18 protein-coding genes are annotated in these 21796 nt (G+C 43.0%); 17 read left to right on the top strand and 1 reads right to left on the bottom strand.

The window, feature by feature from the left end; all coding sequences use genetic code 11:
* Positions 1 to 119: 119 nt before the first annotated feature.
* Positions 120 to 767, top strand: coding sequence for a DsbA family oxidoreductase (locus WQ57_RS01215; RefSeq protein ID WP_046521862.1), 648 nt, complete (start codon positions 120 to 122; stop codon positions 765 to 767).
* Positions 768 to 825: 58 nt separating this feature from the next.
* Positions 826 to 1989, top strand: a complete 1164-nt coding sequence (locus WQ57_RS01210) for an ArgE/DapE family deacylase (RefSeq protein ID WP_046521861.1) — start codon at positions 826 to 828, stop codon at positions 1987 to 1989.
* Between the two features lie 10 nt (positions 1990 to 1999).
* Here the strand turns inward: WQ57_RS01210 and WQ57_RS01205 are convergent, their stop codons facing one another.
* Positions 2000 to 3157, bottom strand: coding sequence for an ROK family protein (locus tag WQ57_RS01205; protein ID WP_241481456.1), 1158 nt, complete (start codon positions 3155 to 3157; stop codon positions 2000 to 2002).
* Between the two features lie 445 nt (positions 3158 to 3602).
* Between WQ57_RS01205 and WQ57_RS01200 the strand changes: the two genes are divergently transcribed.
* From WQ57_RS01200 to WQ57_RS01130, 15 genes are all read left to right on the top strand, one after another.
* Positions 3603 to 5075 carry an MFS transporter gene (locus WQ57_RS01200; protein WP_046521859.1) on the top strand — a complete coding sequence of 491 codons (1473 nt, stop codon included), beginning with the start codon at positions 3603 to 3605 and terminating at the stop codon, positions 5073 to 5075.
* A gap of 331 nt (positions 5076 to 5406) precedes the next feature.
* Positions 5407 to 6324: an aminoglycoside phosphotransferase family protein gene (locus WQ57_RS01195; RefSeq protein WP_241481455.1), complete on the top strand. Its 918-nt coding sequence runs from the start codon at positions 5407 to 5409 to the stop codon at positions 6322 to 6324.
* A 330-nt stretch (positions 6325 to 6654) separates the two neighbouring features.
* Positions 6655 to 8472: an oligoendopeptidase F gene (pepF, locus tag WQ57_RS01190; RefSeq protein ID WP_046521858.1), complete on the top strand. Its 1818-nt coding sequence runs from the start codon at positions 6655 to 6657 to the stop codon at positions 8470 to 8472.
* 202 nt (positions 8473 to 8674) lie between these two features.
* Positions 8675 to 9502, top strand: coding sequence for an SRPBCC domain-containing protein (locus WQ57_RS01185; RefSeq protein WP_338151882.1), 828 nt, complete (start codon positions 8675 to 8677; stop codon positions 9500 to 9502).
* 11 nt (positions 9503 to 9513) lie between these two features.
* Complete coding sequence (locus WQ57_RS01180; RefSeq protein WP_241481454.1) at positions 9514 to 9951, top strand: SRPBCC family protein; 438 nt, start codon at positions 9514 to 9516, stop codon at positions 9949 to 9951.
* A gap of 147 nt (positions 9952 to 10098) precedes the next feature.
* Positions 10099 to 11472 (top strand): MFS transporter, encoded by a 1374-nt coding sequence (locus WQ57_RS01175; protein ID WP_046521855.1) that lies wholly within the window; start codon positions 10099 to 10101, stop codon positions 11470 to 11472.
* Between the two features lie 22 nt (positions 11473 to 11494).
* The gene (gene solA / locus WQ57_RS01170) at positions 11495 to 12622 is read left to right on the top strand and encodes an N-methyl-L-tryptophan oxidase (RefSeq protein ID WP_046521854.1); all 1128 of its coding nucleotides are present in this window, start codon (positions 11495 to 11497) and stop codon (positions 12620 to 12622) included.
* Between the two features lie 72 nt (positions 12623 to 12694).
* Complete coding sequence (locus tag WQ57_RS01165) at positions 12695 to 13129, top strand: DUF4304 domain-containing protein (protein ID WP_156183022.1); 435 nt, start codon at positions 12695 to 12697, stop codon at positions 13127 to 13129.
* Positions 13130 to 13651: 522 nt separating this feature from the next.
* Positions 13652 to 14347: a FadR/GntR family transcriptional regulator gene (locus tag WQ57_RS01160; protein ID WP_046521853.1), complete on the top strand. Its 696-nt coding sequence runs from the start codon at positions 13652 to 13654 to the stop codon at positions 14345 to 14347.
* A 19-nt stretch (positions 14348 to 14366) separates the two neighbouring features.
* Positions 14367 to 15914 (top strand): ABC transporter substrate-binding protein, encoded by a 1548-nt coding sequence (locus WQ57_RS01155; protein ID WP_084820107.1) that lies wholly within the window; start codon positions 14367 to 14369, stop codon positions 15912 to 15914.
* A 69-nt stretch (positions 15915 to 15983) separates the two neighbouring features.
* The gene (gene nikB, locus WQ57_RS01150; protein WP_084820106.1) at positions 15984 to 16940 is read left to right on the top strand and encodes a nickel ABC transporter permease; all 957 of its coding nucleotides are present in this window, start codon (positions 15984 to 15986) and stop codon (positions 16938 to 16940) included.
* Positions 16940 to 17830, top strand: a complete 891-nt coding sequence (locus WQ57_RS01145) for an ABC transporter permease (RefSeq protein WP_173427522.1) — start codon at positions 16940 to 16942, stop codon at positions 17828 to 17830. The genes nikB and WQ57_RS01145 overlap by 1 nt, the downstream gene beginning before the upstream one ends.
* 32 nt (positions 17831 to 17862) lie before the next feature.
* A complete protein-coding gene (locus WQ57_RS01140; protein WP_046521852.1) occupies positions 17863 to 18915 on the top strand; it encodes an ABC transporter ATP-binding protein in 1053 nt (350 codons plus the stop codon).
* Positions 18866 to 19858, top strand: a complete 993-nt coding sequence (locus WQ57_RS01135; RefSeq protein ID WP_046521851.1) for an ABC transporter ATP-binding protein — start codon at positions 18866 to 18868, stop codon at positions 19856 to 19858. Before WQ57_RS01140 ends, WQ57_RS01135 begins: the two co-directional genes overlap by 50 nt.
* A gap of 64 nt (positions 19859 to 19922) precedes the next feature.
* The gene (locus WQ57_RS01130) at positions 19923 to 21536 is read left to right on the top strand and encodes a gamma-glutamyltransferase family protein (RefSeq protein WP_046521850.1); all 1614 of its coding nucleotides are present in this window, start codon (positions 19923 to 19925) and stop codon (positions 21534 to 21536) included.
* Positions 21537 to 21796: the final 260 nt, after the last annotated feature.

Raw genomic sequence — 21796 nt, 5'->3', positions numbered from 1 at the left:
GCCCAAAGAGAGCACAACGTGAAAAACAATTTATTTTACTGATACCTATTATTTAAATAGAATAGGTAAAATAACACGTATATTGTTTCCCAACTAATGATATCAAGGAGGATAAAAACATGACCGTAAAGATAATAGTCTATTCAGATTATGTGTGCCCATTTTGTTTCTTGGCAGAAAAACCACTTGAAGAAGCAATTAAAGGGAAAGATGTCGAAATTGAATGGATGCCTTATGAGCTGCGCCCTTATCCGAATGAGACATTGAAGCCGGAAGGGGATTACCTGCAAAATACCTGGAGGCAGTCCGTTTATCCAATGGCTGAGAACATGGGGATTGAGATTGTCCTCCCGAACGTTTCTCCCCAGCCATATACTCATCTGGCTTTCGAGGGATATCAATATGCAAAGGAAAAGGGTAAAGGCAATGAGTACAATGACCGCATGCTGCGTGCCTTTTTTCAGGAAGAGCAGGATATTGGCAGCATCGATGTGCTGACCAAATTGGCTGGTGAAATAGGGTTGGATGAAAAGGAGTATAGGGAGGCCTTGACTACCAGAAGATACAAAGAGGCCCATCAAAAAGCATTGAAACATGCTTATGAAGAAGCAAATATAACGGCCGTGCCGACGTTCATGATTGGCGATACGAAAATTGCCGGGATGCGGTCAAAGGAAACTCTTGAACAAATCATTAAGGATGAATTGAATAAACAAAAACCTCAAATATTAATGGAAGGAATGAGCTGCGGGATTGACGGATGTTAAATGAATCAAAAATGGAGCATGATACAAGGATGGCCAGAAGATTCTGGAGGGATATGGCATGAAACATTTTACAGAAGAAGAAAAGATAAAGATCTTATCTGACATAATCGCGATTAAATCTGTTAATGAAAACGAAATCGAAGTGGCCAATTACTTGAAGGATTTATTTGCGGAATATGGCATTGAATTCAAAATTGTTCCGGTTACTGACACTCGCGTCAACTTAGTCGCTGAAATTGGAAGCGGAAGTCCCGTCATTGGCATCTCTGGTCATATGGATGTCGTTTCTCCTGGCGATGAAAGCGAGTGGACTTCCAATCCGTTCACATTGACAGAACGAGACGGAAAATTATACGGACGGGGAACCAACGACATGAAGGCAGGTTTAATCAATCTTGCTTTAGTGATGATTGAACTCAAGGAAAATAATGAACTTAAAAAAGGCACCGTCCGTTTCATGGCAACGACTGGCGAAGAAGTCGGCGGCGCAGGTTCTAAAAAGTTATACGAAGAAGGCTATATGGATGATGTGAATTATCTATGGGTAGCTGAACCTTCCCATGACACAATCATATACTCTCACAAAGGATCCCTGAACTTGCGGGTAAGTTCTATTGGTGAAGCCGCACACAGTTCCATGCCTGACCAGGGGTACAACGCGATTGTTCCATTGATGAAATATCTTTTGGATATGGATGAAAAATTGAATGGCGATGATCGTAAAAATGAAGTTCTGGACAAATTGGTGATGAGTACCACGATTTTTAATGCAGGGAACCAAGTAAACTCAGTTCCGGAAAAAGCAGTAGCTGAAATCAACGTGCGGACGATTCCGGAATTTGATAACGATGAAGTGATTGACTTATTCAACACAACAACTGACAAATACAATAAAGAAGGCACTGATATTCAAGTTGAAGTGACGATGTCATTGCCAAGTGTATTCACCTCAGGACAGTCTGAAATGGTGGATCTTGCTAAAAAACTCGGTAAAAAACATTTAGGATTGGACATTTCGGTAAAAGGTTCGCCAGGAGTGACGGATGCATCTAATTTATTGCGAGGGAAGGATGAAAACTTCCCATTCATGATGTTTGGTCCAGGCGAAACAAAAATGGCGCACAAAACAGATGAATATGTATACAAAGAGTACTACTTTGCCTTTTTCCATATCTATAAAGAGTTAATAACAAGATTATCGGAATCAAAAGAGAGTCTATAAAAAAGCCCTGTCAGAAACAGACAGGGCTTTCGGCTGTATCATGTTGTTTTTCAGGAATGGATAATTGGATTTCCTCAACGTCCAGGAAATGCTGGATTCCCATGGCGCAGGCACCTAGCACACAGGAACGGTTCCCAAGGTCGGAGAGAACCAGTTCTCCGTATTCACTGACGGAAGAGATTAGGTGTCCCTTCAGTTTCTGTATAGACCCTGGATAAATCTTTAATAGCTGGCTATTGATGACGATGGTTTCGGGATTGTATAAGTTAATGATATTGTTGAGGCCGATTGCGATATATTGCAGATAGCGGTCCATATAACTTTTCACAATGATGTGATCTTTTTCCAGGTATTCCTGGATGGTTGGAATCGTCAAGTCCGTTACCTGAAGTTCTGCCTCTAATTTCCTTATTAACCTTGGCTCTGAAGCATAGAGCTCCCAGCAGCCATGGTTTCCGCAACGGCATGGTTCGCCATTCGGATAGATGATCATATGGCCCATTTCTCCTGCGTATCCGTGAAAGCCTCTTTGCAAGTCCCCCTCAATAATAATCCCCGATCCGATCCCGGAAGTCAGAATAAGGGTAAGCAGGTTACTGCTATGATGGTGTTTATACACCCTTTCAGCATAGGCAGATAAATTCGCATTGTTTTCAATAAATAACGGGATGGTTAATTCCTTTTGCAAATCTTCCTTGATATTTTTTTGGAGCCACCTATATCTTGGGTTGAAACGGATGCTTCCGTCCTGTTTTTTTACTGTTCCATGGATTCCAATTACAGCATTCACAATACCGTACGGAAGGTGTGAATATTGAAGCTGAAATTCTTTAATCCTGGTAATGATCGCTTGAATAATAAGATCATAATCTTCACTATCCAATGTTTCTTCCTTTTCATAAACCGGTTTTCCTTTTAGATTTAAAATGGTGTAAATAATCGATTTATAATCCAGATCGATTCCCAATACATAACCCGCGTCCTCATTGATGGTGAGCGCGATCGGCCTTCTGCCGACTGAATGATGCTCCAATTGAGTTTCACAGATTAATTGTTCATGCAGCAAATCAGCGACCTGGACCGAGACGGTTGCTTTGTTCAGTCCTGTAATCTTTGATAAATCAGCTCTTGATATAAAACCATGTTCAATGATTTTTTGTAATAACAAACCCCTGTTTATCTTTTTAATATATGCACTGTCCCCTGTGACCATTTTGCTTGCTCCTTTATATCAATCAATTTGGCTGAAAAAACACGTCAAATAAAAATATGAAATTCAAATGTAAAGGCTTTCAATAAATTAGTTCGTTAAGTAGGTCATCTAATTATACCAGATAATAGCCAAACCGGCTCAACGGAAATGCATCTTTCTAGAGAAAAATTGACTGAGGGTGCTTTAAGGAGTTAGGGGAGAAAAAAGTTTTAAAATTTAAATAAAAAAAAGCTTGTATAAAAAAGCGTTTACATTTATTATAAAGCTAACAAATTAATTTGTTGGCCAAACAAATTATAAACTATCCAATGAGATAGTTTGAAAGCCTCTTAATCGTTTGTTTTGTAGAAAAAGCAATGATCATTTTGAAAGCGGTTTATCACTGAGGGGGTAAGATGATATGTCAACAAATGCTATCAATAGCCAGCAATACAACAAGGCGAAACTATGGGAAATTGGTTTCTTTGCACTGAATAATACGGCAACAAACCTGTATATGTTCATTCTAATGTTTGTATCATATTACGCAGCCGGAATTGCTGGTCTCGCTGTTGTTGTGGTTAGTACAGTCTTAATGAGCATGAGGATCTTTGATGGAATCACAGATCCAATTGTAGGGTTTATGGTGGATAAGACAGAAGGGAAGTTCGGAAAATTCCGGCCATTCATGGTGATCGGAAATATCACCCTGGCAGGCACAATCATTGTCTTATACAATGTGACACACTTATTACCTGAATCTGTTAGATTGATTTTCTTTATCCTGATTTACGCCATTCATATTATCGGTTATACATGCCAAACTTCTGTTACAAAAGCAGCACAAACTGTTTTGACGAATGACCCGAAACAACGTCCTTTGTTTGCTGTATTTGATGGAATCTACAACACATTGCTTTTCACTGGTGGACAGGTTTATGTCGCGTCTTATCTAATCAAGAAACATGGCGACTTCAATATGGGGCTGTTTACAGAGTTGAACACTCTTGCAATCATTCTCTCGGCCGTATTCACTGTATTAGCTGTAATTGGACTATCAAGCAAGGATAAGAAGGAATACTTCGGCTTGGCTGAGGAAACAGTTGAAACGAAATTCCGTGATTTCTGGCCTATCTTGAAAAAGAATAAACCATTATTAAAGCTGATCACTGCTGTAACCGTTGACAAACTAGCATTCTCACTTCTGCGTCACGCTGTTGTTATGGTTATGTTATTTGGTATCTTAATCGGAGACTATGCACTAAGTGGTACCATTTCGATGATTACCATCGTCCCAACATTATTGATCACATTCTGGGCCGTAGCAAAAGCTAGAAAAACAGGCATGAAGAAGGCTTTCTTATTCTCAACCTGGATTGCGCTAGGTGCTTTCGTCTCATTAATTGGAATGTTCTTGATGATTGATGGTTCAGCCATCTCCATGAGCAACTTGGGAATCGCCACTATTCTTTTCATCGTTTTGTATACGGTTGCAATGGGCTTTGGACAGGTACCGTCAACTCTTGTAAACCCAATGATTGCCGATGTATCGGATTATGAAACTTCCACTTCCGGAAGATACGTGCCAGGAATGATTGGAACATTATTCTCTTTCATTGACAAACTAATCACGTCCTTAGCACCAGCTATCGTTGGTTTCGCAGTAGCCCTAATCGGATTTAAAGATGCATTCCCAACCGTTACGGATGCGTTAACACCTGAACTTAAAGTAGTAACCATTATTCTGGCATTTGGTATTCCTGCTCTGGCATTAACAATCTCAGGTTTAATTATGAGCCGCTATGAGCTGGATGCTGCGAAAATGGAAGAAATCCAGGCAAGTATTGCTGAAAAGAAAGCAAAGTCTGGCAAGGTTGAACAGAAAGTTGGTTAACCAAACAAATTAATTAAAGTATTTTGTAAGCGGTGCCTGTCACCACCCGGGTTTTGTCCTCGACAAATTATGGGTGGCGGCAGGCATTTTTTTATATGAGGCTTTTTAGCAGCTTTTCGTTTTGGTTTGGTTAACTTGACCGTAATAATTAACTTACTGCCATTTTGTCACCTGTTATTTATCATTAAAGAAAGGGTTAATGGAATGGGCAAAGAACAATCCACCACTTTTTAAGCATTGGGACATCCGCCCCTAAGGAAAGGAATGGCCGAGCTTCAATACACATACAATGATAAAATTCATTCAAACCTATTCTAGGAGGAGCAAAAATATGATGGACAGTCTGACCGGGAATGCTGAGTTTAGCTGGGTTAAAGAAACGATTAAAAATTTTGAAGACGTAAAAATTGATCATATAGCTAAACTTGGTGAAGGTATGATGAACCGGACCTATTTGATTAATCAAAAGTTCGTATTTAGATTTCCAAAAGAAAAACAAGGAGCCTTCGATACAGAAAAAGAAAAAAGGGTGCTCCCGCTTTTAAAGAAACATATTACTTTAAACATCCCTGAATTTATTTATTGTGGTAAACAAGATAATGGCTATCCTTTTGCCGGTTACAGAATATTACCTGGAGAGCCAATGAATGAACAGCTATTCCATTCATTATCAGTAGAAATAAAGAACAGAATTGCCGATCAAATTGCAGAATTTATAAATGAAATACAATCATTTAATGTTGAGAAGGCGAAGGAACTCAATATCCAAGAAAGTAACTTTTATCAAGATTATTTGGAAATATTTCAAGAGGTACAGGAAAAGGTTTTCCCGAAAATTAATAAAGAAATGCAAGCATATATTTCTATCAGATTCACGTCATTCTTAGAAAATAAAAATCATTTCTTATATACATCCAACCTCCTTCATTCTGATTTATCACTGGACCACCTATTATTTGATAAAAAGAAGCAGGAACTTACTGGAATCATCGATTTTGGTGATATGAGGATAGGTGATTCTGATTATGAATATATATATTTGCTGGAAGAGTGTGGAAAAGAATTCACAACAAAAGTTATGGAAAGAAGAAAGGAAGATAACATTCAGTATAAGCTAAAAAAGGTATCGTATTTTCTTACTGCCGATAATGTAATGCTTTTATTGGACGGTATAAAAAGGAACAATGCCGAGATGATGGAAGAGGCTATAAAAGCAATTCAATATGAAATGAATAAACACTATTCTTAACACTGCAGAGTAAAAGGGAGTCGTCTGCACATTTTTAATAACCTTCAATGGGAAAGATTCATTTGTTGCGTGAAGAAATGCAGATATCGAACTGTCTTTTTTTCGTGTAGGGATACGTACACTTTGTTTTGGTCTCGTTTACTCTTAACCACAGACAGAATAATGTGAGAAACAGAAGTGGAAGAACAGGCATGGATTCATGCCTGTTTTTTATTGCCGCTCAAGAAGCTAATTATTAAGAATGGTTGAGAAAGGTTATAGTACCCTTGTTGTGGTATAGCAGTAAAGACCGAGGGAATTTGATGAAACGTGATAAAAGGAGGAATTTCATTGACAAACAAGACAAGTAATCGCGTCAAAAGAAAGGATATTGAGGTAAAACAGAAATGGGACTTAAGCGACCTTTTTAAGACCAGGGATGAGTGGAAAAAAGAATTGGATGCTGTAAAAGCGGACTTACCGGAGGTTACAAAGTATAAAGGCAAGCTTGGAAACAGTGCAGGCGAGTTATTGCAGTGTCTTGAAAAGAAGGAAAAGCTGCTTGAACGCTTCAACCTGGTTTTCATGTATGCAAATCTTCGACAGACGGTCGACCACACCGATTCGGAAAGGCAAAAGGATGCGGCCATTGCTACGGATGCACAATCATTGGTGAATGCGGAACTGTCATTTGTTGAAACTGAAATTATCAAACTTTCAAGAGAAACACTAGAGCAGTTTATGGAGGAGGAGCGTGGTCTCCAATCCTTTAAAAAATATTTAAATGACCTTCAGGAGCGAAAGCATTATTCACTTAGTGAAGAAACAGAGGAGGTGCTGGCTTCTCTAGGGTCCCTCTTCAGTGCGCCGTACACTATTTATAACCGTGGAAAACTGTCTGATATGCAATTCGATTCTTTTATCGATGATGAAAAAGCGGAGCGGGCGCTTTCTTTCGCCTTATATGCAGGCAAATACAGTTCGTCTCCATCTGCAGAGGTTCGCAGAAATGCCTATGAGTCCTTTAATAAGACATTGAGTCAATATAAGCATACTTTTGCGGCAACATATGCCGCGCAGGTCAATCATGAAGTAACAATGGCCCGTTTACGAAATTATGACTCTGTAACGGATATGCTGCTTCATGACCAGCAGGTGACTCATGAGATGTATCATAATCAGCTCGATGTCCTCCAGGCGGAATTGGCTCCGCATATGAGGCGGTACGCAAACTTGAAAAAGCGTATTTTAGGGTTGGAAAAGATGACCTATGCAGACATAAAGGCCCCGCTTGACCCGGACTTCAAGCTGGAAACGAGCTATGAGGAAGCAGCAGAAACCGTCCGGGATGCCCTTGAAATCATGGGGCCGGAATACTCCGATATGATCAAAAGAGCGTTATCTGAGAGATGGGTTGATTACGCGGATAATATTGGCAAAAGTACAGGAGCATTTTGCTCCAGCCCTTACGGAGCGCACCCCTATATCCTGATGACCTGGCCGGACACAATGAGGGGGGCATTCACACTGGCGCACGAACTCGGCCATGCAGGACATTTTTATTTGGCCGGGAAGAATCAAAGAATGACCAATACACGTCCATCAAGGTACTTTATTGAAGCACCGTCGACCATGAACGAAATGCTTCTTGGCAGTCATTTGCTGTCCAGCACAAAGGATAGCCGAACAAGGAGGTGGGTGATATTGCAGCAGCTGGGCACCTATTATCATAATTTCGTTACCCACCTGCTTGAGGGAGAGCTCCAGCGGAGGGTTTATAAGCTGGCAGAGAAAGGGGAACCTTTGACGGCGGACGTGTTGTCCGAACAAAAGCTGGAGGCTCTGAAAAACTTCTGGGGTGACTCCCTTGAAATGGATGAGGGGGCGGGATTGACGTGGATGCACCAGCCTCATTACTATATGGGCTTATATCCGTATACGTATTCGGCGGGGCTGACGGTCTCCACAATCGTATCCCAGCACATCCTTGAAGAAGGCAAGCCAGCGGTGGACAGGTGGCTGGAGGTATTGAAAGCAGGAGGAACACTCAAGCCGCTTGACCTTATTAAAAAGGCTGGGGTGGATATGTCCAAGCCCGATGCCATCAGCCAGGCTGTCAGGCATGTTGGCAAGCTGATTGATGAACTGGAAGAAAGCTTCAAGAGGTAGTGGAAAACAACCGGCAAATGAAAGCATGATTTAGTGCCCTTTACTTTTCCTTTTTTTGAAAAAGATCCAATATAGTGCCTGCCACCACCGGGTATATGTCCAAGATGTCAACGACAAACCCCGGGGTAAGCAGGCACTTTTTATGTTATTAGGCTTATAATCAGCATTTCATTTTTTGTTAACTTGACCAGTAATAAACAACATGTTACCCTTTTGTCACATGTTGTTTACTATTAAAGAAAGGGTCGAGGGCATGGGCGAAGAACTATCCACCGTTTTTAAAGCATTGGGACATCCGACCCGAAGGGAAATTCTTGATATTCTCAAGGTATCACCAAGAACAACGGGAGAATTGACTGACCTTTTTCCGGATGTCACTAGGTATGCCATTATGAAACACTTAAAGATTTTACAGGAAGGGAATTTGGTCGTGGTACGGCGTGAAGGAAAATATAAAAGAAACTTTCTTAATGCCGTTCCTCTTCAGGAAATGTATAACCGCTGGGTAGGAAAATACATGCAATCCACCGCGAGTTCGCTGTTAAATTTACGGAAGGCTGTACAGGAAAAGGGAGGAAATAAAAATATGGAATCTTCAAAGGGTTTTCGTATTGAACAGGAAATATTTATCGAAGCACCACGCGAGAAAGTTTTTACAGCACTAACTGAACAGGTAGAAGATTGGTGGGAATTTCGTTTAGCTCCAAAAGGTGTACAATCCCGTTTTACTTTTGATCCCGTTCCAGGCGGACAATTCATCGAAAAATGGAGTGAAAAAGAAGGGGCGGTCTGGGGAAATGTATATTATGTAAATGCACCTGAAGAAATCCGGTTGCACGGCCATCTTGGTATGCAAGGTGCGGTAAACAGTGCCTATACGTATCGTCTCCTGGAGAAAGAGGGAGGAACCCTGCTCCAACTTTCCCATACAGCCTCCGGGGTTATTCAAGAGCAGTGGGAAGAAGAGCACTCCAAGGGCTGGCAATACCTACTTGGAACCTTACTTAAAAATTACGTAGAAACGATATAAAAGAGGAGAATATGATGGTAGATGTAGTAACGGAAATCACAATAAACCGCCCTGTTTCACAAGTCTCAGAGTATGCAGCAAATCCTGATAATGCACCTGAATGGTATGTAAATATACAGTCAGTAGAATGGAAGACGCCAAAGCCCCTCAAGCTCGGGTCCCAAATTGCTTTTAAAGCCAAATTCCTTGGCCGCGAACTTGCATATGTGTATGAAATTGTTGAATTGATTCCTGAGAAGAAATTAGTGATGAAAACAGCAAATGGTCCCTTTCCAATGGAAACAATCTATACATGGCAAGCTATCGATGAAAATCATACTGTAATGAGGTTGCGGAATAAAGGTAACCCAAAAGGATTCAATAAAATCATGTCCCTTATCATGCCAACTATGATGAGAAGAGCAAACATGAAAGACTTAATAAAAATCAAAGCCCTGCTTGAAAAATAATTGCTATGAAATGTAAGAAACTAGCGGCAGGCACCATCCAGAAGCTGGGTGGTGCCTGCCGCTTTTGTATCAGTGTATGGAATCCCAAAGTCTGATATAATTATCAACTATTAGTACCATTCGTATAATTAGAAAGAAGGAAATGTAATGTCAGTAACAGATAACGGGAGTTTGGTTAAAAAGCCGGGATTGTTAATTGCGGCTATTGTGTTGGGGGTTATCTTAAATCCATTAAACACAACCATGATTACCGTGGCTTTGCCAGCGATACAAAATGATTTTCAGCTTACATCCAAGGATATTGCCTGGCTGATTTCTTCCTATTTTATTGTAAGTGCCATTTTTATGCCTCTGGCCGGCAAATTAAGCGATCATTATGGCCGGAAAAAAATCTATCTAATAGGATTGCTGCTTGTCTCTATTTCTTCCATATTAGCGCCGCTTTCCTCCAGCATGATGTTTTTACTGGGAATGAGAACGATACAAGCCATTGGCACTTCCGCTCTTTTTCCGGCTGGAATCGGAATTGTCCGAACGTTTATTGATAAAAACCAAAATAGGGTCATCGCCACATTGGCCGTTTTTGCCACTACCTCGGCAGCATTTGGACCAACCATCAGCGGGTTATTGATTGAGTATGCCGGGTGGCCGGTTATTTTTTACGTAAATCTTCCTATTATAATAGCTTCTGCGATATTAACTTTGGTCTTTATCCCGAATGATTCAAGAATTGCCGGTACACCGTATGTATGGGATTTCATCGGTATTGTTTTATTCGGTATGCTCATGACTTGCTGGATGGTCTTTTTACAGTCATTGGAAAACGATTTTAATCTATGGACATTCATCTTGTCGATTGTAACTACACTGTTATTTTATTTCTATGAAAAGAAGAAAAGGGACCCATTTATAAACGTCGTTTTTTTAACGAAGAATCCTAAAATCTCGTTTGTTTATCTTCAATATATCCTGATAACACTTGTGTTTTTCGCTTTGATTCTCTCAATGCCTACATATTTACAAAAGGTCATCATGCTTGACTCTAAAAGCGCAGGTCTGATGATGCTTTCCATTTCGATGTTTGCCATGATGATGACACCTATCGCGACACGCTGGATTGAAAAAGTGGGATTTAGAATTCCATTATTATGTGGGGCTGCGATAGGGATCCTGGGGGTCGGGCTTTTATTTGCGTTTAATCAAACTTCGAATCTTATATGGATCTTTATTGTTTTGGCCATTATTGGAGTTAGTAATGGTGCATTGACCATTGGTACACAAAATTCACTTTATGCGATGGTGACAAAAGAACAAAGCGGGATAGCTTCAGGTTTGCTGCAGACATCAAGATTTATCGGGAACATCCTTGCTTCGAGTCTTTATGGCCTTATGTTTACCTCCGGGGTAAATGATGGAAATAAAAATTCGATTGCAATTGTTTTATTAATTGTATCTGTGCTGATCATACCTGGAATGCTTTATATTACCAAGAAAGACAAGGTTAGTGAGAAAGAGAACTGATTTAGGAGGGGGAGTGAGCCATATGCATTATGATGTCATCATCATAGGGGCTGGTTCAATGGGGATGTCCGCAGGCTATTATTTATCCAAAAGCGGAAAAAAGGTTTTATTACTAGATTCACATAATCCGCCACACTCTGAAGGGTCCCACCACGGTGAAACCCGGATTATCCGGCATGCGTACGGGGAAGGGGAGGAGTACGTGGCTTTGGCCTTAAGGGCTCAGGAGCTATGGCTGGAACTGCAGAATCTAACGGACAAAAAACTGTTTTTGCAAACAGGTGTGTTAAATGTAGGGGTACCTGAATCTGCCTTCATACATAATATCCTGAAAAGTGCTGAGCGTCATTCCCTGCCTGTTGAAAAACTAAGTTCTTCTGAAATCAATCACAGATGGGAAGGCTTTTCCGTACCCGAGGAGATGATTGGCTGCTACGAAAACAACTCCGGTGTGTTATTTAGTGAGGCGTGTATAGAAGTTTATCGCGAGCTTGCGATCGAAAACGGTGCGCATCTAAAAGTGAATACAAAGGTAAAAGGTGTAACAGCGGAAGAGGACAGGGTCTATGTCGAGACGGAAGCAGGGAACTATACCAGCGATTCCTTAATTGTCACCGCAGGGAAAGGAACACCCAAGCTCCTGCCTTCATTAGGAATTGACCTTCCATTGCAGCCGGTGAGAAAGACGTTCTCATGGTTTGAATGTGATGAAGGTTTGTATCATTCCAGCCATTTTCCGGCCTTTGCTTTCGAGCTTCAAAACGAATTATTTTATGGTTTCCCAAGTATCGAAGAAGCTGGCGTCAAAATTGGCCGCCATGATGGGGGACAGCACTTAACCCAGGAAGAGGGTTTAGCAGATTTCGGAAGTTACATCGAGGATAAAGGCGATGTATCGGGCTTTGCAGTAAAGTACTTCTCAGGTGAACTGGAACACAGAATTGGGAAGACATGCACCTACACCAACACTCCCGATGAGGATTTTATTATCGATCAGCACCCAAACTTCCAGAATGTCTTTCTTGCATGCGGATTTTCGGGGCATGGATTTAAGTTTAGCAGTGTTGTAGGAGAAATTCTTTGTCAGCTCATCACAGAAGGAAAAACGGAATTTGATTTGAATCCATTTTCGATGAAGCGGTTTGGTTGAAGTGGGCAGATTTACAGCCTTACGAGTGAGTTCAATACATAATCAATTAAATATCGGAGGGTAGTATTGTTCATGACTTCAAATGGTCGTCCTGCTATGACAAATGCCTTAAAAAAGATTATTATTCCTTATTTAAGAGAACATGGTTTTAAAGGATCTTTTCCACACTTTAGAAGACAAAATGAAGACAACATCGACTTAATTACCTTTCAATTCAATCGTTACGGCGGGTCTTTTGTAGTAGAGCTGGCCGTCTGTTCCCCGGAAGGAGTAACGATGAGCTGGGGAGAAGGAATACCGCCAAACAAACTAACGGCCTATGATGTAAATGACCGCTATAGACTGAGTGAAAATATGAAAGACAATACTGACCATTGGTTTAACTATGGAAAGGCAAAAAGTGATGAAGACTACGAACAAGTTGCATCACAAGTAATGGATTTATTACCTATCTCTGACCGCAATTGGATGAAAGGACTTTTTAAGGATAACTCCCAGGTATTGTGAAGTCAGTAGGCGGTTCCTGTGGCAATCCTAAAATCCTGATACAGGATTTTATTAGAGATCATCCCTTACTTCATATATACAAATACCTATAAGAAAGTCCTGTTGCGACAGGCGAAATTCTTTGCCAACTTATCACAGAGGGAAAACGGAATTTGATTTTGATTTCATTTTCAATGAAGCGGTTTACTTAGAAAGCATGGGACATACCCATGCTTTTTTTGTTTATGTTGCATTCGTTAAGTTCGGATGAAGGTTGTCGTTATTACAAATACTCTTCCCAGGATTACCCTCTTTTCAGTTAAACAAAGTGAAGTACCTTGTGCTCCTTTCTTGCATCAATAGAATTTACTCGTTTTGAAGGGGCTAAGGGTACGTACCGAGCTTCCTCGCTCCTCATTCCTCAAAAAACCATGTCAGGTTTCATTACATTTTTCTGATAATTAAAAAATAACTGTGCTAAAGTAAAGGGCATATCAGACAGGTAAGACGTGTCGGACTAGGTGAATGGAGAGGGGGGAGGGTTTGGCGAAGAAGGTGAGCACGATGGTAACTGAGTATTTGCTGGAGCAGATTAAGCTTGAAAACTATCAAATAGGGGACAAGCTACCGTCTGAGCGGGAGCTGATGCAAATTCTCAATGTGGGGCGTTCTTCCTTAAGAGAGGCACTGAACACATTGGTGGATATGGATGTGGTGGAGAAGCGCATGGGAATTGGGGTCTTCGTGAAGAAGACGGACTTTACCAATCTCGTCGATTCCTATGTTCTGTCTGTGCTGCTTGACACGGAAATTTCAGGGGATTTGCTTGAATTCCGTTTGATGCTTGAGGTCGAGTCGGCTGGTCTCGCTGCTCTCAAGGCAACCGATCAAGAGCTTAAGGTGATGGAGCAAGCGATCACAAAACATATCCTTGCGATTGAACAGGAGAAACCGACAATCGAAGCGGATGAGCTGTTTCATAAATCGATTGTGCTAGCGACAAGGAATAGCGTCTTCATCAGGGTCTATCATTTTTTGGCCGACCTGCTGCATTCCTTCAAGCAGGATTTACTGAAGGTGGAAAACAAGGAGAAGAGCCTCCAGTATCATCAGGAAATTTATCAAGCCATTAAAACAAGAAATAAACTGCAGGCGAAAGCGGTCATGAGGGAACATCTCCTTGAGGTGACCAACCGCTATATGCATGCACAAAAACAAGTGAATAAATCTTACATATAAAACAAGGAGGAACACAAAGGTGAAAAAGAGATTGCTATTAGTTCTATTGCTGGTGTTATCAATGATCATGGCTGCTTGTTCTGGAGGAAGTGAGACAAACACAGAGGCAATTGGAGGAGCGGCAGAGAGCAAGCCGCCGGTCGCTAAGGATGAATTAGTGATTGGCTTGGATGCTGATCCACCACAGCTTGACCCGCATATGTCATCAGCAGCAGTTGATCGCCAGGTGTTCCAGAGCTTATTTAATAAACTAATCGAAATTGATGAGAATTTAGAGTATATTCCAGAGCTAGCAACAGATTGGAAGATTTCTGAAGATGGCTTAACTTATACGTTTGACCTTCAAGAGGGTGTGCTTTTCCATGATGGAACATCGTTCAATGCGGAAGCGGTAAAGTTTAACTTTGAAAGAATGCTAAATCCAGAGCTTAGCTCACCAAGATCTTCAGAGGTTGGCTTAATCTCTGAGGTAAACGTTCTTGAGGAATACAAGGTAGAAATCAAATTATCCGAACCATTTGCTCCATTTTTATCGGTACTGACAGACCGGGCAGGAATGATGGTTTCACCGAAGGCGATTGAGGAGCTTGGCGATGACTTTGCCAATAAGCCGGTTGGGACAGGCCCGTATAAGTTTGAAAATCGTGTATCACAAAGCCATATTGAATTAACGAGATTTGAAGATTACTGGAGAGGCGAGCCGGCGATTGAGAAGGTCACGATTCGTCCGTTCCCTGACAGTACCGTTCGTGTAACAAATCTATTATCTGGTGATTTGGATATCTTAAATAAAATTGCTTACAAAGACATTGAGAAATTAAAAAATGACCCGAATATCACATTGCTTGATCAGGATTCCCTAGGATTCCAGGGAATTCACTTGAATACGGAGGTTGCTCCTTTTGACAATAAAGCAGTTCGTCAGGCTATCAACTATGCGATTGACCGTTCAGCCATTGCACAAGTAGTCTTCCATAATGGCGTCTCCATCGGGGTGAGTGCCTTTTCACCAATCAGCTGGGCAGCGCCAGATTTTGAACAGCCAAAAGCGGATGTTGAAAAAGCAAAGCAGATTCTCGCTGATGCTGGTGTGACGGATGTGAACTTTACGTTAAAAATCAGCCCGAATCCTGAGGAAGAACAAATGGCGCAAATGATTCAAGCGATGCTGAGTGAAGTGGGCATGACCGTTAAAATCGAGATGGTTGAATTCGGAACATTGCTTGACCAACTTGATACTGGTGATTTCCAAGCGGTGCGCAACGGCTGGAGCGGGCGTACCGACCCAGATGGCAATATTCACCGTTTCATGTACACAGATGCTTCGAACAACTATACGAATTATTCCAATCCGAAAGTGGATGAGCTAATCGACGAGGCGCGCACAACGAGTGATCAAGCTGCCCGTGCTGAAATGTACAAGGAAGCTTCCAAAATCATTTGGGATGATGCACCATACATCTTCTTGTACCATGAGCGCGACTACAAAGCGATGAAGAAGAATGTTGTCGGCTTTAAGGCAATTCCAGATATGATGGTTCGAACAGAAACCGTTTCATTTGAGTAAAAGAACAACTGAATCAAGTATGACGTCTGACTGTCATAATTGATTCTATTCAATATTGGGGGTGTAACAGTGGTTTCTTTTATCCTGCGAAGATTGGGCCTAATGGTCGTGATTTTATTTATTGTGAGTGTCATTATCTTTTCATTAGTCAATGTATTACCCGGAGATCCGGCTTTGCTGAAGCTAGGCCAGGAGGCTTCCCCGGAGGCAGTCGAAAAATTACGGATTGAAATGGGCTTGAATGACCCGTTATATGTGCAATATTTTAATTGGATTTCGAATGTCATCCAAGGGGACCTTGGTCGTTCCTATATCGATAACACAGCGGTGACCGAGATATTGAAGCAGAAGATTCCTGTTACGCTGCAATTGACGGTCATCTCCTTTTTCGTTGCAATCCTTATTGCTTTACCAGCAGGAATTATTAGTGCCAGCCGAAAGGGAACACTTTGGGATTACTCAAGCACCTTGTTTGCCCTATCAGGCGTTTCGATCCCGCCATTTTTCCTCGGGATTCTATTAATCTTCATCTTTTCAATTGGCTTAGGCTGGTTCCCGCCTTCAGGCTATACGCCGTTTTGGCAGGACCCAATGCGCAGCCTGATGCTGATGATTTTACCGGCGATCACCGTTGGAATTCGCTTATCCGCTGAATTAACGCGGATGCTGCGTTCAAGCTTATTAGAGGTTCTCCAATCCGAATATATCCGTACTGGCTATGCAAAAGGATTGCGTGAAAAAGGGGTTATTTTTAAACACGCCCTGCGTAATGCCATGATTCCGGTTATTACCGTTAGTGGACTGCAGGTTGGTTCGTTTTTAGGTGGAGCGGTCATTACGGAGACGATTTTTGCGGTACCAGGCTTAGGCCAGCTTGTTGTCAACTCGATTTTGACTCGTGACTTCCCAGTGGTTCAAGGAGCCGTTATGTTTATGGCATTTGCTGTGGTATTTATCAATTTTACAGTCGATATGCTGTACTCTGTCCTAGATCCACGAATTAAGCTTTCAGGGGGTGCAAAATAATGGCACAGCTGCAGGAAGCAACGATTAAAGAGGTAAAGGTTCAAAGTCCTCGAGCGACAATGTACATGGGGATGTTGAAGCGCTTTTTGCAAAATAAGCTCGCTGTCGTTGCCGGATTTTTCATTGTCCTATTAATCGGCTCCGCCTTGTTTGCACCGGCGGTTGCCCCATATGATCCGGGGGCACAGGACTATACGAAAATCATGAATAGCCCAAGTGCAGAGCACTGGATGGGCACCGATGAAATTGGCCGCGATATTTTTAGCCGGGTCATTTTCGGAGCAAGGGTCAGTTTGCAGGCCGGATTAATTTCCGTTGCAATTGCCCTTGGCGTTGGGATTCCAGTTGGTTTGATCGCTGGTTATTACCGCGGCTTCCTCGATGAGATCATCATGAGGATTACCGATGCATTGCTATCGTTCCCGTCCTTGGTCCTAGCACTTGCCTTGGCAGCTGTACTTGGAGCGGGGTTAGAAAACGCGATGATCGCAATCGGGATTGTATTGACGCCGAACTTCATCCGCCTCGTTCGAGCCGAAGTTTTAGCACATCGCGAACGAGAATACGTTGAAGCGGCCAAAGCTTCCGGTCTTAGAGACTGGCGCGTTATCTTGGTTCATATTTTTCCGAACACATTAGCACCAATGATGGTGCAGGCGACACTGGCAATTGCCTCGGCCATCATTTCCGAAGCGTCTCTAAGCTATCTTGGACTCGGGACTCAGCCGCCAACGCCGAGCTGGGGCGCGATGCTTTCAGCCGGGCAAGGGTATTTAGCGGATGCACCTTGGATTGCGATTGCTCCGGGCATTTTTATCTTCTTAACAGTTATTTCAATTAACTTATTTGGCGATGGCGTCCGTGACATGCTTGACCCAAAATTAAAATAAACCAATTCAACTGGGAAAGGCTGGTGTAGCGAATGAGCAGCAAGGACCAATTAGCAGTAAAGAATCTTCATGTTGGATTTCAGAATAAAAAATCCTTTACAAAGATCATCGATGGGATCAACTTTTCGGTAAAAAAAGGAGAAACGCTCTGTATCGTAGGGGAGTCCGGCTGCGGGAAAAGCTTAACCTCGTTGTCCATCATGGGCTTGCTGCCGAAAACAGGGAAGGTCAGTGAGGGAGAAATCCTGTTTGATGGGCAGGACTTAACAGGATTGAACGAGAAGCAAATGAGCAAGATTCGCGGCAATGAGATTTCGATGATTTTCCAGGAGCCAATGACTTCTTTAAATCCGGTTCATAAAATAGGATGGCAAATCTCGGAATCAATCGTACTCCATCAAAAATTGTCTAAGAAGCAGGCCGAGGAGAAGGCGATCGACATGCTGAAGCTAGTTGGGATTCCCTCTCCAGATAAACGAATTCATCAATACCCACATGAGCTAAGCGGCGGGATGCGTCAACGGGTGATGATCGCAATGGCGCTCTCCTGCAATCCGAAACTGCTCATTGCCGATGAGCCAACAACCGCCCTGGACGTGACGATTCAGGCGCAGATTCTTGAATTGATGAACAAGTTAAAAACGGAATTGCATATGTCGATTATCATGATTACCCATGATTTGGGCGTCGTATCAGAAATTGCTGATAAGGTACTGGTCATGTATGCCGGCAAGGTTGTTGAGTATAGCGACGTGAAAACCTTGTTCGCGAATCCACAGCACCCGTACACACAGGGGCTTATTGAATCGATTCCAAAGCTGAACGAGGAACAGGACGAGCTACCGATTATCAAAGGGTCGGTGCCATCGCCTGACGAAATGCCAAAGGGCTGTCGATTTTCAACGAGATGTCCATATGCGACAAATGCTTGTTTTAATGAAGTACCGCCAATGATCAGTGGCGAAGCGGGTCATCAGGTGCATTGCTGGAAGTATACCGAATGTTGGGAAATAGTGGAGAAGGAGGGATTGATCGATGCAGGCATGCGAGAAACAGCAGCCGCAAGTCAGCTTATTGGAAGTTAGGTCATTGAAAAAATACTTTCCTGTCGGCAAACCCGGACTTTTCAGCCGCGAGAAGCAGGAGGTAAAAGCCGTTGATGATATCTCGTTTTCCGTTAAAAAGGGAGAAACCCTCGGAATCGTAGGCGAATCCGGCTGTGGGAAATCGACAATGGGTCGAGCCATCCTTCAATTGCAGGCACCAACGGGCGGAGAGGTATTATTTGAAGGGCAGGATATTAGCAAGCTCTCCAAGAAGGAAATCAGAGATCTGCGCAAGGATATCCAGATTATCTTCCAGGACCCGTTCGGTTCGTTGAATCAGCGGATGACCGTGGGCGCGATGTTAAGCGAAATCGTGCACGTCCATAAAATCGTTCCAAAGGAAAAAGAGCTTAACTATGTTCAGAAGCTCCTCCAGGATGTCGGTCTTCGTGCCGAGCATTACTGGCGCTATCCTCATGAGTTCAGCGGAGGGCAAAGACAGCGGATCAGCATCGCCCGCGCTTTGGCCGTACGGCCGAAGTTAATCATTTGCGATGAAGCCGTTTCAGCACTGGATGTTTCCGTTCAGGCGCAAGTGCTGAACTTACTTCAGAAATTAAAACAAAAATATCAACTAACCTATATTTTTATTTCGCATGATTTGTCGGTCGTCAAACATATTAGTGATCGTGTTGGGGTGATGTACCTGGGGAAGATGGTTGAGCTTGCTGATAAGCATGAGATGTACTCGAACCCGCAGCATCCTTATACGAAAGCCTTATTTTCCGCGATCCCGGATGTCTCTAGTCAAGCGAAGAAGGAGCGGGTTGTGCTAAAAGGAGATGTGCCAAGTCCTTTGGATATTCCAAGTGGCTGCCGCTTCCATTCGCGCTGCCCACTGGCAACCGACAAGTGTAAGGCCGAGGCTCCCGAGTTCAGAGACCTCAATAGAGTACACAAAGCGGCTTGTCATTACGTTTGAATTTTATGGGGCAAATCGTGACTTTGCCCCCGTACTTATAAATGAAGCAAAGGGGAGCTGGATTATGAACAACGAACATTTTTTGCATCATCCATATCGTTCAAAGCGTACGTCGGTAATGGGGAGAAATGGCATGGTGGCAACGACACAGCCGCTTGCGGCCGAAGCAGGCCTGCAAATCTTGAAAAATGGCGGCAATGCGGTTGATGCGGCCATCGCAACGGCTGCGGCTTTAACGATGCTTGAGCCAACGTCCAACGGAATTGGGGGAGACGCATTTGCCCTCGTGTGGGTCAAGGGTGAGCTACACGGTCTTAATTCGAGTGGACGGTCACCAAAAGGCATTTCAATCGATGCGGTAAAAGAGCTAGGGCATGACAAGATGCCGAAATATGGTTGGACGCCTGTTACCGTACCAGGTGCACCACGAGCTTGGGCGGAATTGTCGAAGCGTTTCGGGAAGCTGCCACTAACAGAGGTGCTCAAGCAGGCGATTGACTATGCGGAGAACGGCTATCCAGTGAGCCCGACGGTTGCGCAACTGTGGAACCGTGCCTTTAATAACTTTAAAGAAGTGCTTAAAGGAGACGAATTTGCTGGCTGGTTTGAGACATTTGCTCCGGAAGGAAAAGTGCCACAAGCTGGCGAAATTTGGCGTTCTCCGGGTCATGCGAGTACGCTTCGCTCGATCGCGGAATCAAATGGAGAAAGCTTCTACCGTGGAGAGCTTGCCGAGAAAATCACCGCTCATGCTGAGCAATACAATGGATTTTTAACAAACGAGGACTTAGCGGCCTACCAGCCAGAATGGGTTCAGCCGATCAAGGTAAACTATCGCGGCTATGATGTCTGGGAAATCCCGCCAAATGGCCAAGGGATTGTCGCCTTGCTCGCGCTGAATGTGTTAAAGGGCTATGAATTCCCTGAGATGGAATCGGTGGATCGTTACCATAAACAAATTGAAGCGATGAAGCTGGCGTTTGTAGATGCGAAAAAATATGTGACCGATATTGACAAGATGACGGTTAACATCGAAGGGTTATTGTCAGATACATACGCGGATGAGCGCAGAGCGTTAATTAGCGATGTCGCGCTCACGCCAGAACCAGGAATCCCACCAGGCGGCGGAACAGTCTATTTAGCTACTGCCGATGGCGAGGGTAATATGGTGTCCTTTATTCAAAGTAACTATATGGGATTTGGATCCGGGATTGTCGTTCCAGGTACCGGGATTGGATTGCAGAACCGCGGTCATGACTTCTCCTTAGACCCAACTCATGAAAATAAACTAGAGGGGGGAAAGCGCACGTATCATACGATTATCCCTGGTTTCCTGACAAAGAATGGGGAAGCAGTCGGTCCGTTCGGCGTCATGGGAGGTTACATGCAGCCGCAGGGCCATGCGCAGGTCATCATGAATACAGTGGATTTCCACTTGAATCCACAAGCTGCACTTGATACGCCAAGATGGCAGTGGATTGAGGGCAAGAAGATTCGAGTCGAGCCGGAATTCCCATCGTCAATTGCCCAGGCGTTGGTCCGAAAAGGGCACCAAATCGAAGTCGCCGTCGATGGCATCAGCTTCGGAAGAGGCCAGATCATTTGGCGCGATCTGGAAAGCGGTGTATTGTTTGGTGGAACAGAGCCCAGAGCCGATGGCGCAGTAGCGGCCTGGTAAGGATGAGGGAAGGTTAGGTCATTTTTGTAATGGCATGACCTTTCTTTTTTTGTGCTGTGGCGTGGCGAGTAAGTGGGGGAATGTCAGTACTAGGTTAAAGACGAAAAACTTGAAAGAAAGGTAGAAAATAATACGAGTAGTTGGATTAATGGCTGATTTTATGCTAGTCCTAGAATGAAAGTTAAGAAGATGATTCTTAATTTAGCGTCAACAGGGAATACCTTTTTTACAAGAACCGAAATCGGGAAGGAACGCAGGGA

The organism is Mesobacillus campisalis (assembly GCF_000986785.1).
Classification (GTDB): Bacteria; Bacillota; Bacilli; order Bacillales; family Cytobacillaceae; genus Mesobacillus_B; species Mesobacillus_B campisalis.
This window is presented reverse-complemented; position numbering and strand designations above follow the sequence as displayed.